The 13,795-nt window shown below is 72.9% G+C and carries 14 protein-coding genes; 13 read left to right on the top strand and 1 reads right to left on the bottom strand.

The genetic code is table 11. The annotated features are described in order from the left end of the window. Positions 1-51: 51 nt before the first annotated feature. From ACHUEU_RS11950 to ACHUEU_RS11900, 11 genes are all read left to right on the top strand, one after another. A complete protein-coding gene (locus tag ACHUEU_RS11950; RefSeq protein WP_394216346.1) occupies positions 52-1,005 on the top strand; it encodes an FKBP-type peptidyl-prolyl cis-trans isomerase in 954 nt (317 codons plus the stop codon). Between the two features lie 30 nt (positions 1,006-1,035). Beyond that, positions 1,036-1,419: an FKBP-type peptidyl-prolyl cis-trans isomerase gene (locus ACHUEU_RS11945; RefSeq protein ID WP_394216345.1), complete on the top strand. Its 384-nt coding sequence runs from the start codon at positions 1,036-1,038 to the stop codon at positions 1,417-1,419. Positions 1,420-1,514: 95 nt separating this feature from the next. Next, the gene (locus ACHUEU_RS11940; protein WP_394216344.1) at positions 1,515-3,587 is read left to right on the top strand and encodes a primosomal protein N' family DNA-binding protein; all 2,073 of its coding nucleotides are present in this window, start codon (positions 1,515-1,517) and stop codon (positions 3,585-3,587) included. Between the two features lie 166 nt (positions 3,588-3,753). Further along, the gene (locus ACHUEU_RS11935) at positions 3,754-4,326 is read left to right on the top strand and encodes a hypothetical protein (RefSeq protein ID WP_394216343.1); all 573 of its coding nucleotides are present in this window, start codon (positions 3,754-3,756) and stop codon (positions 4,324-4,326) included. Positions 4,327-4,389: 63 nt separating this feature from the next. Beyond that, positions 4,390-5,343, top strand: a complete 954-nt coding sequence (fmt, locus tag ACHUEU_RS11930) for a methionyl-tRNA formyltransferase (protein WP_394216342.1) — start codon at positions 4,390-4,392, stop codon at positions 5,341-5,343. Then, complete coding sequence (locus ACHUEU_RS11925; RefSeq protein WP_394216341.1) at positions 5,340-6,902, top strand: RsmB/NOP family class I SAM-dependent RNA methyltransferase; 1,563 nt, start codon at positions 5,340-5,342, stop codon at positions 6,900-6,902. The genes fmt and ACHUEU_RS11925 overlap by 4 nt, the downstream gene beginning before the upstream one ends. Beyond that, a complete protein-coding gene (gene rpe / locus ACHUEU_RS11920; protein ID WP_394216340.1) occupies positions 6,899-7,585 on the top strand; it encodes a ribulose-phosphate 3-epimerase in 687 nt (228 codons plus the stop codon). Before ACHUEU_RS11925 ends, rpe begins: the two co-directional genes overlap by 4 nt. Before the next feature lie 19 nt (positions 7,586-7,604). Then, positions 7,605-8,312, top strand: coding sequence for a nicotinamide riboside transporter PnuC (gene pnuC / locus ACHUEU_RS11915; RefSeq protein WP_394216339.1), 708 nt, complete (start codon positions 7,605-7,607; stop codon positions 8,310-8,312). Between the two features lie 64 nt (positions 8,313-8,376). After that, a complete protein-coding gene (locus tag ACHUEU_RS11910) occupies positions 8,377-8,640 on the top strand; it encodes a phosphoribosyl-ATP diphosphatase (RefSeq protein WP_157697014.1) in 264 nt (87 codons plus the stop codon). 96 nt (positions 8,641-8,736) lie between these two features. Continuing rightward, the gene (gene hisG / locus ACHUEU_RS11905) at positions 8,737-9,594 is read left to right on the top strand and encodes an ATP phosphoribosyltransferase (protein WP_394216338.1); all 858 of its coding nucleotides are present in this window, start codon (positions 8,737-8,739) and stop codon (positions 9,592-9,594) included. A 7-nt stretch (positions 9,595-9,601) separates the two neighbouring features. Then, positions 9,602-10,066 carry a PH domain-containing protein gene (locus ACHUEU_RS11900; RefSeq protein WP_394216337.1) on the top strand — a complete coding sequence of 155 codons (465 nt, stop codon included), beginning with the start codon at positions 9,602-9,604 and terminating at the stop codon, positions 10,064-10,066. A 12-nt stretch (positions 10,067-10,078) separates the two neighbouring features. On the opposite strand, the gene ACHUEU_RS11895 is transcribed toward ACHUEU_RS11900, so the two are convergent. Beyond that, entirely contained in the window at positions 10,079-11,194 is a 1,116-nt protein-coding gene (locus ACHUEU_RS11895) for a DUF3866 family protein (protein WP_394216336.1), read from the bottom strand. 65 nt (positions 11,195-11,259) lie between these two features. On the opposite strand from ACHUEU_RS11895, the gene ACHUEU_RS11890 reads away from it, so the two are divergent. Beyond that, complete coding sequence (locus ACHUEU_RS11890) at positions 11,260-13,275, top strand: WYL domain-containing transcriptional regulator (protein ID WP_394216335.1); 2,016 nt, start codon at positions 11,260-11,262, stop codon at positions 13,273-13,275. Positions 13,276-13,407: 132 nt separating this feature from the next. Continuing rightward, on the top strand, positions 13,408-13,761 hold the full coding sequence (gene tatA, locus ACHUEU_RS11885) for a Sec-independent protein translocase subunit TatA (protein ID WP_394216334.1): 354 nt from the start codon (positions 13,408-13,410) through the stop codon (positions 13,759-13,761). Positions 13,762-13,795: the final 34 nt, after the last annotated feature.

Here is a 13,795-nt window from a genome sequence, read left to right as displayed (position 1 = left end):
GTACCCTGGTGCCGTGCCCGCCACGGGCCCACCGATCCGAAAGGCCCTCACTTGATCCGCCGCCGCACGCTGCTGACCACCGCCCTCGCCGCGACCGCTGCCATCGGCCTCACCGCCTGCACCGATGACGGCAGCGAGGGCAGCGGAGCCTCCGATGCCGGAGGGGCCTCCGACGGCGGAGGCGGCGGCGACCCGCTGGCCGGCGTCACCGTCAGCGAGGACCTCGGCGCCGAGCCGACGGTCGAGTTCACCGCCCCGCTCGAGGTCACCGCAGCCTCCGCGGAGGTCGTCGTCCCCGGGGACGGGGCGACCATCGCCGAGGGCGACACCATCATCTGGCGCCACCTCTACGCCGACGCCGCGACGGGCGAGACGCTGCAGTCCTGGTGGCAGGGAGGCCCTGCCGGCGGTGTCCAGGTCACCGCGGAGGGCATCGGCCAGGCCGCCTTCGACGTGTTCACCACCATGCCCGTGGGCTCCCGCTTCGTGATGGCCGGGTGGCAGCAGTCCGCGGACGGCCAGGCCTACTCGCTGCTGCAGGTCGCCGACGTGGACCGCATCGTCTCCCCGCTGCGCGCGGAGGGCGAGCCCGCAGCGCCCTCCGGCACGTTCCCCACCGTCACCCTCGCCGAGAACGGCGCCCCCTCCCTGGACGCACCGCCGGAGGGCGAGGAGCCCAGCTCGACGGTGCGGGCGGACCTGATCGTCGGCACCGGGGACACCACCCGCGCCGGTGACTACCTCACCATGCACTACACCGGCTGGAAGTGGTCCGACGGTTCCCAGTTCGACTCCTCCTGGGAGCGCGGGGCCCCGTTCTCCTTCGTGCAGGGCGAGGGCCGCGTGATCCAGGGCTGGGACGAGAATCTGCTGGACCTGCCCGTCGGCTCCCAGGTGATGCTGGTGATCCCGGCCGCAGAGGCCTACGGTGACCAGGGCGAGCTCGCCGGGGAGACCCTGCTCTTCGTGATCGACGTGCTCGATGCCGCCCACACCAATGACTGAACCATTCCCCCCACCCCACAGGAGGACCGCATGACCGATCGCAGCAAGCCCGAGGTCGACTTCCCCGAGGGCGAGGCGCCCACCGAGCTGCTCAGCTCCGACGAGATCGTCGGAGATGGTGAGGAGGCCGGCCGCGGCGACGTCGTCGACGTGCACTACGTGGGCGTCTCCCACTCCACCGGCGAGCAGTTCGACGCCTCCTGGGACCGCGGCGAGCCGCTGCGCTTCCAGCTCGGCGTGGGTCAGGTCATCTCCGGCTGGGACCAGGGCGTGCAGGGCATGAAGGTCGGCGGCCGTCGCCGGCTCGAGATCCCCGCCTCCCTCGGCTACGGCGCCCAGGGGGCTCCGCCCGTGATCGCCCCCGACGAGGCCCTGATCTTCGTCTGCGACCTGGTGGCGGTGCACAGGCGCTGAGCAGGTCCGCCGAGGGGACGGCGGGGGAGCACGCAGGAGGGCAGGAGCCCCTCTTCGCGGCCCCCGCCGTTCCTGTTCCCGCCCCCTCCCCATCGGTGGATGCGCCGAGCGACCCGGGCCGCGACTCCGCGGCCCGGGCCTCCGGGCTGCGCACCACCGCCGGCTTCGAGGTGGTCGAGGAGCTGCCGGTGGCGAGCGTGCGCCTGGTGGGCGTGCTGCCGCACCTGGACCGGCCCTTCGAGTACGCCGTGACCCCCGCGACCGCCGCTGCCCGGCCCGGCATGCGGGTGCGGGTGCGGTTCTCCGGCAAGGACACCGAGGGCATCATCCTCGAGCGTCTCCCCGAGCCCTCGACCGACCGGGCCCTGGCCCCGCTGCACCGCCTGGTCTCCGAGGATGTCGTCGTCCCACCCGCGATGATGCGCGTGTGCGAGGAGGTGGCCGCCCGCAGCGCCGGCACCGTCGGCGACGTGCTGCGCCTCGCCCTGCCCCCGCGCCACGCCCGCGCCGAGAAGGCCGACCGCGCAGCGGAGGAGAAGGACGCGGAGGCCGAGGAGTCCGCAGACACCGAGCACCCCGCGGCCGCTCCGGGGCCCGACCCTGCCGACGCACTCCGCCCCGGCGACCGCTATGTGGGCCTCTCCGCGCTGCTCGCCCGCGCCGGCAGCCCGGAGGGCCCGGTGCCCCGCGCGAGCCTCACGCTCGATGCCGCCGACACCTGGACCACCGTCGCCGCCGATGCGATCGCCGACCTCGACGCGGATCTCGGTGCCCTCGTCGTCGCGCCCGACCAGCGGGACGTCGCACGGCTGTCCCGTGTGCTCGCCGAGCGCGGCATCGAGCATGAGGTGCTCTCCGGAGCCGAGGGCCCGGAGAAGCGCTATCGCATCTTCCGCCGCATCCTGCGCGGGGCGACCCGGGTGGTGCTCGGCAACCGCTCCGCCGCCTTCGCCCCGGTGCGGAACCTGGCCCTGGCCATCTGCTGGGACGAGGCGGACGACCTGCTCGAGGAGCCCCGCGCCCCCTACCCCCACACCCGCACCGTGCTGCAGTGCCGCTCCGCCGAGGAACGCTGCGCACTGCTGTTCCTCGCCGCTGCCGACTCGGTGACGCTGCGCGCCCTGGCCGACCACGGCTATCTGGCCCGGCTGGAGCCCGTGCCCGGCCCGCACACCGCCGTGCGCCCCCGGATCGTGGCGATGGACGAGTACCTGCGCGAGCGCGAAGGGCCCTCGGGCCGCTCCCGCCTCCCGCAGGAGGCGATGAAGGTGATCCGACGCGGCCTCGAGCGGGGCCCGGTGCTGGTGCAGGTGCCCCGCTCCGGCTACGTGCCCGCGATCGCCTGCACCTTCTGCCGCACCCGCGCCCGGTGCCCGCACTGCTCGGCCCCGCTGTCCCTCAGCGGACGCAACGGCCCGCTGCACTGCCGGGTCTGCGGGCGTCGGGAGGACGGCTACCGCTGCCCCGAATGCGACCGCACCCAGGTGCGGGCCATGGTCGTCGGCTCCACCCGCACCGCCGAGGAGCTGCACCGCGCCTTCCCCGACACGCCCTTGAAGGTCGCCGGCGGCGCCCACGGCGCCCTCGAGGACGAGGCGGTCCCGGAGCGGGCGATCATCGTCGCCACCCCCGGCGCCGAGCCGGCTCCGCCGGGCCGCTACGCCGCGGGCCTGCTGCTGGACGCGGATGCGCTGCTGGGCCGCGCCGCCTTCGATGCGGACGTCGAGGCCGTGCGGCGCTGGCGCGGTGCGATCTCCCTGGTCCGCAGCGCCGAGGACGGGGGCGAGGTGCTGGTGGTGGGCACCTCCACCCTGCCCGCGATCCGGGACCTGGTCGCCCACCGCTCCACCTTCTTCCTCGACCGGGTGCTGGCGGACCGCCACGAACTGGACCTGCCGCCCTTCTCCCGGGTCGCGGAGATCGTGGGAGACCGGGAGGCCTGCCGAGCCTTCCTGGAGACCGTCGAGCTGCCCGGCGGCACCGACGTCTTCGGCCCGGTCGATCTCGAGGGCCCGGACGCCGCAGGCCGCTCCCGCGCCGTGCTGCGCCTGGAGCCGGCCCGCTCCCGGGAGCTGGCCGATGCGCTGCGCGCCGGCATCGCCGCCCGCAGTGCCCGCAAGGCCAAGGGCTCCCTGCGGGTGCGGCTGGATCCGCCCGACGTCTTCTGAGCGATCGATATCGACCCTCGGCCCAGCCGGTTGACCCACCTGGCAGGCAGTTGACCCGACGGTCAGGTATGGGCACGATGGGGTCACGCTCCGTGGTCGACATCGTTGTTGAACGCGGAGTTCAGCCCCTTGCACGACGCGGAAAGGTGACCCGAGGAGTCCCGCCATGGACATTGCCGGCCACAGTCCGGGATCGCCTCACGGGTATCGCGCGATGATGCTCCGGAAGTTCGAGGACTGCACGCTCCCGCTGTACGGGGTCCGCTCGACCTGGCAGGGCTTTCGCACCCTCGCCGGGGCGGGCACCGTGGAGACGACCTCGCACTCGGACGGCACGGTGCTGGAGTCCTATCGGGAGTACGAGCTGGGGCACCGGACGGAATGGCCGCCGGAGAGCCCGTTCCTGCGAGTGATGACCACGGACAACGTTGATGACGGGCCGCGAGCCCAGCTGGTCCTGCCGATCGTCGACCCCGAGCGGGACATGCCGCGCTCAGGTGAAGACCTGCATCGCGGTGCGGTTCTCACCGCCACGAATGTCCAGGTCGACGGTCAGGCCCTCCGTTTCGCCGTCCTCGAGGACGACCACCGTTTCGCCGCCGCCTGCCGGGTGGGCCCGGTGACCATCGTGTGCCAAGGATCGGGGATCGGGCTCGCCGAGGTCGGGCTGGAACGGATCACCGATCTCGGGCCCTACATCCAGGGGTACACGGAACTGTTCGACCAGTACGGGCGATGACCCCGCAGGAGCGGTCCGGGCGTGCCCTCGTCGTACCCTGGACGACCGTAGACTGGCCCCATCATGCGTCTCCTCTTCGCCGGCACCCCCGAGGCCGCCCTCCCCTCCCTGCGCACCCTGCTCGACTCGCACCACGAGGTGGTCGGCGTGCTCACCCAGCCCGACGCCCCCACCGGGCGCGGCCGCAAGCTGCGCCCCAGCCCCGTCAAGGAGCTCGCCCGCGAGGCCGGGGTGCCGGTGCTGACCCCTGCCACGCTCCGCGACCAGGCGGTCCAGCAGCAGCTGCGGGAGCTCGCGCCCGACGCCGCCCCGGTGGTCGCCTACGGCACCCTGATCCCGCAGGCTGCGCTCGACATCCCGGTGCACGGCTGGATCAACCTGCACTTCTCCCTGCTGCCCGAGTGGCGGGGTGCCGCCCCCGCCCAGCGGGCCGTGCTCGTCGGGCAGCGCGAGACCGGGATGAGCGTGTTCCGGATCGAGCAGGGCCTGGACACCGGTGACGTCCTCACCACCGCCCCCACCACCATCGGCGAGTTCGAGACCGCCGGCGAGCTGCTGGAGCGGATGGCCGAGGACGGCGCCCCGGTGCTGCTGCAGGCGCTGGACGCCCTCGAGGGCGGCACCGCCACCGCGACGCCGCAGGACCACGCCCTGGCCACCCGCGCCGCGAAGCTGTCCACCGCCGAGGCCGAGATCGACTGGACCCGGCCGGCAGAGCAGGTCGCCGCCCACATCCGCGGGATGAGCCCGCAGCCCGGCGCCTGGACCCTGCTGGACGGCGCCCGCACCAAGCTCCTCGGCATCGAGCAGGCCCCCGAGCACGCGCCGCTTCCGCCCGGCCGGATCGAGGCCACCAAGCGCCAGGTGCTGGTGGGCACCGGCACCGACGTCATCGCCCTGTCCACCCTCGCCCCGGCCGGCAAGCGGCCGATGCGGGCGGCGGACTGGGCCCGTGGCGCGGCCCTGGCCGAGGGCGCCCGCTTCACCACGGACCAGCAGGACGGAGAGACCGCATGAGCGCGGAACGACGAGACCGACGCGATCACCGCTCCCGCGACCAGCAGGGCCGCTCCCGCTCCGGCGCCCGCGGCCAGGGCGGCCCCCGCCGCGGCTACTCGGACTCCCGGCCCTCCGAGCGCACGCGCCGCTCCACCCCCTCCCGCCAGGTCGCCTTCGAGGGTCTGCGCCTGGTGCGAGAGGAGGACTCCTACGCGAACCTGGTGCTGCCCCGGCTGCTGCGCACCCATCAGGTCGCCGGCCGCGACGCCGCCTTCACCACCGAGCTGTTCTACGGCGCGCTGCGCGCCCAGGGCCGGCTGGACGCGATCCTCGCCGCCTGCGTCGACCGCCCGCTGGAGAAGATCGACCCTCCGCTCCTGGACGTGCTGCGCCTGGGCGCCTACCAGCTGCTGGACATGAGCGTCGCCCGGCACGCCGCGACCTCCGAGACCGTGGCACTGGCGCGCTGGGTGGTGGGCGCCGGAGCCGCCGGCTTCGCCAACGCCGTGCTGCGCCGGGTGGGGGAGAAGGACCGCGAGCAGTGGATCGCCGAGGTCGCCCCGGACCGCGCGCAGGACCCCACCGGCCACCTCGCCGTCGTCCATTCCCACCCCCGCTGGGTGGTGCGCGCCCTCAGCGACGCCCTCGCCGGTCACGGCCGCTCCCGCGAGGAGATCGACGAGCTGCTGGCCGCCCAGAACCAGGCCCCCGCGGTCTCGCTGGTGATGCGCCCGGGGCTCACCGACCTCGAGGAGCTCATCGACCACGGTGCGAGCCAGGCCCGGCTGTCGGTCTTCGCCGCCTCCTGGCCCGCCGGCGATCCCGGCGGGATGGACCCGGTCGCGCAGGGCCGCGTCGCGGTGCAGGACGAGGGCAGCCAGCTGGCCGCCCTCGCCCTCGCTCTCGGCGCCGACGGCCTGGTCCTCGCCGAGGACCACCACTGGCTCGACCTCTGCGCGGGACCCGGCGGGAAGGCCGCGCTGATGGGCGGGCTCACCGTCGCCCACGACGCGGACCTGCTCGCCGTCGAGCTGCAGGAGCATCGCACGGAGCTGGTGGACCGGGCCGTCGCCACCTTGCAGGAGGCCGGCTGCGAGATCACCACCCGCACCGCCGACGGCACCGCGATCGGCGCCGAGCAGCCCGGCCGCTTCTCCCGAGTCCTCGCCGACGTCCCCTGCTCGGGCCTGGGCGCCCTGCGTCGCCGCCCCGAGGCCCGCTGGCGCCGCACCCCCGGTGACATCGGCACGCTCACCACCCTCCAGCGCATGCTGCTCACCTCCGCCCTGGACGCCGCCGCGCCCGGGGGAGTGGTCGCCTACGTGACCTGTTCCCCGCACCTAGCCGAGACCCGCCTGATCGTCGCCGATGTGCTGAAGACCCGCCAGGACGTCGAGGAGCTCGACGCGCGCGATCCCGTGCGCGCCGGGGTGCTGCCCGCCGCGCGCGAGGACCTCGATCTGGGCGAGGGCCCCGCCGTGCAGCTGTGGCCCCATATCCACGGCACCGACGCCATGTACATCCACCTGCTGCGCAAGCGGCCCGCCCCCACCGAGGAAGGAAATCCCGCGGCATGAACACCCCGTACTCGACCGACGGCCACTTCATCCATCCCAGCATCCTCAACGCCGACTTCATGTCCATCGGCACCGAGCTGGACAAGATCTCCAGCGCCGACAGCGTCCACGTCGACGTCATGGACAACCACTTCGTCCCGAACCTGACCTTCGGCCCCTCGATGGTCGAGCAGATCGTCCTGCGCAGCACCCTGCCCATCGATGCGCACCTGATGATCGACGATGCCGACACCGAGGCCCCGGCCTTTGCCGAGGTCGGGGCCTCCTCGGTCACCTTCCACCTGGAGGCCGCCCGCGCTCCCGTCAAGCTCGCCCGCGACCTGCGCCGCAAGAACGTCCAGGCCGGCATCGCCCTGCGACCGGCCACCCCCGTCGAGCCCCTGCTGGACATCATCGGCGAGTTCGACATGCTGCTGCTGATGACCGTCGAGCCGGGCTTCGGCGGGCAGAGCTTCCTGGAGACCATGCTCCCGAAGATCCGCCGGGCCCGCGCCGCGATCAGCGGATCGAACCTGGAGGTGTCCATCCAGGTCGACGGCGGGGTCAGTCGCGAGACCATCGAGCGCTGCGCGGAGGCCGGGGCGAACATCTTCGTCGCCGGCTCGGCGATCTACCGCGCTCAGGACGCCGCGGACGAGATCTCCGCCCTGCGCGAGCTCGCACAGCGCCACCCGACCCACTGACCACCACGGCGACGACGACATGGATCTTCTGCAGTGGCTCTTCGCTGCCCGCATCGAGTTCGACGGGGGCCAGTTCCTGCTCCTGCGGGAGGTGCTGGGCAATGTCTTCGGACTGCTCAGCGCGCTGGGCGGGATGCGCCGGAAGGTCTGGGCCTGGCCCCTCGGCATCATCGGCAACGCCCTGCTGCTGACCGTGTTCCTGGGCTCCGTGTTCGGCAGCCCGAACCCGGTGGACCTCTACGGCCAGGCCGGACGCCAGGTGATGTTCATCGCCACCGCGGTCTACGGCTGGGTCCGCTGGCGGCAGGTCCGGGAGGCGGGCGGCACCGCGGTCGAACCGCGCTGGGCCTCCTGGGGCACGCGCGCCCTGCTCCTCGTCGTGCTGGTCGGGGGCACCGCCGCGCTCACCCCGCTGTTCCGCATCCTGGGCTCCTACGAGCCGGTCTGGGCCGATGCCTGGATCTTCATGGGCAGCCTGCTGGCGACCTTCGGCATGGCCAAGGGCTGGGTCGAGTTCTGGCTGATCTGGGTGGCCGTGGACATCGTCGGAGTCCCGCTGCTGCTGAGCGCCGGCTACTACGCCAGTGCGTTCATGTATCTCTTCTACGGCGCCTTCACCCTGCTGGGCTTCTTCGTCTGGTGGGGAGTGCGCCACCGCCGTGATCGGGAACAGGCCCGGGTCACGGTCGAGACCGCCCACCTGGATCCCACGGTGCGCCGGGACTGAGCTGCTGCTGTCCGGCGGGCGGGCGGCGGCGCGCGCGCCCGCCCGGGACGCGTACCCTGGGGGAGTGAAGGATTTCGAGGCGCTGTTCGCCGAGCTCACCGACAAGGCCCGCACCCGACCCGAGGGCTCGGGCACCGTCCGCGAACTCGACGGCGGTGTCCATCAGATCGGCAAGAAGATCGTCGAGGAGGCCGCCGAGGTGTGGATGGCCTGCGAGTACGAGTCCAAGGACGACGCCGCGATGGAGATCAGCCAGCTGCTCTACCACCTGCAGGTGATGATGATCGCCAAGGACATCTCCCTCGAGGACGTCTACCGGCAGCTCTGAGCCGTCGGCCGCGCCTGGCGGCCCCGACGCCGCTGTCCCTCCCGCTCTCCCCGTCCCATCCCGTCTCGTGGCCGCCGCGGCGGCCGAGGAGGATCCGTGCTCCGCATCGCCGTCCCCAACAAGGGTGCTCTCTCCGAGCCCGCCGCCGACCTGCTGCAGGAAGCCGGATACCGGCGCCGCGGCACGGCGAAGGAGCTCGTCGTGGTCGACGAGGACAACGGCGTCGAGCTGTTCCATCTGCGCCCGCGCGACATCGCGGTGTACGTCGGCTCCGGCACCGTCGACGTCGGCATCACCGGCCAGGACATGCTGCTGGACTCCCGCACCCCGGCCGACGAGATCCTGCCGCTGGGCTTCGCCGGCTCGACCTTCCGCTTCGCGGCCCCCGCCGGCACCCGCAGCGACGTCTCCGAGCTGCAGGGCGCCCGCATCGCCACCAGCTACGAGAACCTCGTCGAGGACTACCTCAGCCAGCGCGGAATCGCCGCCGAGGTGGTCCACCTCGACGGCGCCGTCGAGTCCTCGATCCGCCTGGGCGTCGCGGACGTCATCGCAGATGTGGTCGAGACCGGCACCACCCTGCGCGCAGCAGGCCTCGAACCCTTCGGCGAATCGATCATGACCAGTCAGGCCGTGCTGTTCTCCCGGCCCGAGCTGGAGCTCGAGCAGGAGGCCGCCCACTCCCTGGAGGTCCTCACCCGGCGCATCCGCGGCGTGCTGGTGGCCCGCGAGTACGTGATGCTCGACTACGACATCCCCTCCGCCCTCCTCGAGCGGGCGGTGGAGATCACGCCCGGCCTGCAATCGCCCACGGTCTCGCCGCTGCACGGCGGAGAGTGGTCCGCGGTGCGGGCGATGGTGGACAGCGGCTCCGCCCACCGCATGATGGACGAGCTCTACGATGCCGGCGCTCGCGCCATCCTGGTCACCGCCATCCAGGCCTGCCGCATCTGAGATGTCGATGAGCACCCCCGGAGCGGACGCTGTCGGAGGGGAGCGGCGGGCCACGATCGTGCTGCGCCCCCGCGCGGTGCGGGTGGCCGCTTACTTCAGCGCGGTCGTGGTGATGGCGGGCATGATCGGTGGAGCGGTGATGATCACCAGCTTCCAGTGGGGCGGCCGGCTCGGTCTGCTCGCGGTCGGTGTGCTGGTGTTCCTCTTCTGCCACCTCGAGGCCTCGGTGAAGATCACCGCTCGTCCCGATGAGCTCGAGGTGCGCAACCTGATGCGCACGCGCACGCTGGAATGGCCGGAGGTGCTGGGGATCAGCTTCCCGATGGGGGATCCGTGGGCCCATCTCGATCTGGCGGACGGCCACACCCATCCGCTGCAGGCGATCCAGCGCTATGACGGCGAGCGCGCCATCGCGGCCGCCCACCAGCTGCAGGCGCTGATCCGGGAGCGCGGGGAGGCCCCGCCCTCCTGAACCGTCCCGCCCTCACTCACCGGGGGCGAGCGTCGCGGCGCAGCGCCCGGCCAGCGCCGCGTACAGGAAGGGGGAGGGGTCCTCGGCGAGGGTCCTGCCCATCGTGGTCATCCGCACCGGCATCTCCTCGAGCGCATCACGCAGACCCTTCGCATCCACCTCGGTGAGCTGATGGAGGACGCCGCGCTTCCTCGCCGGCTTGAGAATTGTGGATTTCACCTGTTTTCGCACTGACTCATGAAAACTGTTGTAACGGGAGTCGTGGCGCGGGACCACCGGCAGCTGCACCGGCGTGAGCAGAGCCCGTCCGTAGACGGTCGAGGAGTGGTGGGAGAGCCCGCGATGTCGCTCCCGCTGATCAGCCTCGGAGACCCGCAGCGTGGCCACCCCCTGGCCGCCGAGCACCGCGGCGGCGTGGAGCGCTTCCGCGGCCTGCACCCCGGAGAAGCCCCAGCCGGTCCCGGTGCCCAGGTTCCCGGGTCCCTGGATGACGATCGCGACATCGGCGCCCACCACGTGCTTGGCCCCCAGCAGGGCGGAGTGCACGGTGACCGCCTCGAGGTCGCCGCCGAAGGACTGGCCCGCACTGATCACCGCCGAGAGCAGGTCGGCCTCGCGCAGCCGGGCGGCGCTGCGGGAGTAGACCGCGGGGAGCGCCGCGGCGTCGGTGTGCACAGAGGCGATGCGCAGCGAGCGGCGCTCGGCGCGGATCCCGGCGATCAGCGCGGGGAGCGAGGAGTGCAGGTCCGCGACGATCACCGGCATGCCATCGATGCGCTTGGCGGAACGGAGGGTCTCGTAGTGCTCGCTCGCGGGATCGTCGATCGCCTCGACCATGGTCTGCATCGGGGTGTAGCGGGCCTTGACCATGTGCCCGTCGATCGCCTCCGCCTCCGGCAGCACCTCGGGGCGCGCCACCACCATGGCGTCACCGCCGGTGCCCAGCTCGCGTCGCACGGCATTGGTGTTCAGCAGCACCGTCTCACCCGGCTCCGGGCACCCCGTCAGCTCCCGGTAGGCGATGGCGGTGAGGATCTCCGCGCCGCCCTCGAGCTCGATCTCGAGCCGATCCACTCCCGGCCAGGAGCTCAGAGCGGCCTTCACGGTTCCCCGTTCCCATCGCAGCATGCCCCCAGCCTAGGCCGCGACGGCATCTGGTCACGCCTCCCGCTCCCGGGGGATACGCTGACGCCGTGGCTTCGAAGAGTGTGGAGAGACTGCTCAACGTCATCATGACGATCGGTTCGCGCCGTCGGATCGACCGCGCGAAGCTGTTCCGGGTGATCCCCGACTACGCCCAGGCGGTCTCCGACCAGGCCGCGGAGCGGATGTTCGAGCGCGACAAGGCCGCGATCATCGAGCTCGGCCTGCCGCTGGTGACCGAGCGCGACCTGCTGGACGAGAACACGGTCCACTACCGCATCGACGCCGCCCGTTCGGGTGCGGTGCTCGATCTCACCACCGAGGAGTACACGGTGCTGCTCGCGGCGAGCCGCGCCTGGGACACCGCCGCCGCCGGGGGAGCGGCGCGCCGCGTGCGCGCGAAGCTCCTCAGCCTCGGCCACGATGCGGACCCCGATCTGCTGCGCCGCACGCCCCGCGGAGCCGTCGAGTCGTTGCCCGTGCTCACTCCGCTGCTCCAGGCCGTGGTCTCCGGGCACGGGGTCCGCTTCCTGTACCGCGGCACCCACGGCGCGCCCTCCGAGCGGCGGGTCGAGCCCTGGGTCGTCGGCGTCCACGACGGCCACTGGTACCTCCACGGCTGGGACCGGGACCGGGAGGCGCCCCGCGTGTTCCGGGCCTCCCGGATCGAATCGTTCCCCACCGAGGCGGGCGTCGCCGTGAGGCAGCGTCCCGAGCACATCGAGCTCGCCGAGGTGCTCGAGCGGATGCTCGACAGCGATGACCGGGCCTCGGCGCTGCTCCGTGCCGCGCCCTTCAAGGCGCTGTCCCTGCGCGACCGCGCCGGCGCGACCCTGGAGGCGGAGACCTTCCGCCTGCCGGACCTGCCGCGGCCGGCGGCGCGCCGCCTGCTGCTGGCCGATGTCCGCTGGCTCGAGCTGCTCGAGCCGATCGGCTGGCGCGAGGAGCTCGCCGCGGTGCTCACGGTGATCGCCGAGGCGCACGAGGGAGCGGCGGACCTCACGGCCCTCGACCGTGCGGCCGCCCGGCTCCCGGCCCGGATCCGGGTCTCGCCGCAGAGCGGGGACCATCTCTCCCGGCTGATCTCCGTCGCCTCGTACGTCATGTCCCGCGACGAGGTCCAGCTGGCGGAGCTCTCCGAGGCACTGGGCATCACCGAGAAGCAGCTGATCACCGATCTGCAGGTGCTCTTCGTCTGCGGCGACATGGGCACCGGCTGGGAGGATCTGATCGAGGCGGAATGGGAGCACGGCACGGTGCGGGTGCGCAACGCCGAGCCGCTGCGCCGCGCCCTGAGCCTCAGTGCGGTGGAGAGCACGGCGCTGCTCGCCGGGCTCGCGGCCCTCGAACCCGTCGCCGGGCAGACCGTGCAGGTGGTGGAGTCCGCCCGCGCCAAGCTGCTGGCCGTGGTGGAGGGCACGGCAGAGCCGTCGGAGGCGCCGCAGGTCCCCAGCCGCCGCGAGATCGCCGCGGCGACCTCGGCCGACGAGAGGGCCGCCCGCACCGCGGACCGTGCCGAGCAGGTGCTCACGGCGGTGCACACGGCCCTGCGCGCCGAGCCCGGCGCCGCAGGCGGCCGGCTGACGATCCGCTACTCCTCCACGGACCGCGCCGGCACCAGCGTGCGCCGGATCAAGCCGCTGCGCATCGAGACCGTGGGAGCACGCTCCTACCTGCTCGCGCACTGCGAGCTGGCGCAGGGCGAGCGCCGTTTCCGCCTGGACCGCATCGTGGAGCTGCTGCCCGCCGGGACCGCGATGGCTCGGCCGGCCCCGGGGGAGGGCCCGGTGCTGGCCGGCCGCGTCGAGGGAGAGGTGTGGCTGCGGCTGGCCCCCGCCGCGCACTGGATCGCCGAGTCCTTCGACGCCGTCGAGCTGCGGGATGCCGCGGAGGGGGCTGAAGGCGGCAGCGGCGCGACCTTCGCGCGCCTGGTCGAGCCGGTGCTGGCTCCCCTGGTGGATGCGGTGCTGGAATCCGCCGGCGCCGCCGAGGTGCTCGCGCCGGAGCCGCTGAGAGACACGATCGTGACCGTGGCGCGCGGCGGCGCTGTGCGTCACACCCGGTAACTGCCGTTACTCTGGGACGGCCCGCCGACTGGTGGGCCGGGCCGTCACCGGGGCGGTTCGTTCGGCGCCCGGTCCGCTGTGGGATAATAGGGGCGCCCGCGCTGTGTCATGGCGCTTTTGAAAGGTACTTCCATGAACTTCTTCCGCAACCCCTGGGCGATCGTCCTGCTGATCGTGCTGGTGATCCTCCTGTTCGGAGCCAATAAGCTCCCGGGCCTCGCCCGGAACATGGGCAAGTCGATGCGCATCTTCAAGAGCGAGGTCGAGGAGCTCCGCGGTGATGACAAGCCCGCCGAGGGCGATGAGGACGAGGAGCTCGACCGCCCGTCGCGCTCCTCGCGCTCGCGTGATGACCGCCGCGAGTCCGATGCCCGCGATGGTCGTCGCGCGCGCGACGACCGTGAGTACGACCCCCGCGACGACCGCGATCCGGACCGCGAGCCGATCCGGGCCCGCGATGACGACGACTCCTACCGACGCGACTGAGACCCCCGTCGCGACCGAGCATCTGGGCGCGCAC

The organism is Brachybacterium vulturis (genome assembly GCF_043641765.1).
GTDB lineage: Bacteria > Actinomycetota > Actinomycetes > Actinomycetales > Dermabacteraceae > Brachybacterium > Brachybacterium vulturis_A.
This window is presented reverse-complemented; position numbering and strand designations above follow the sequence as displayed.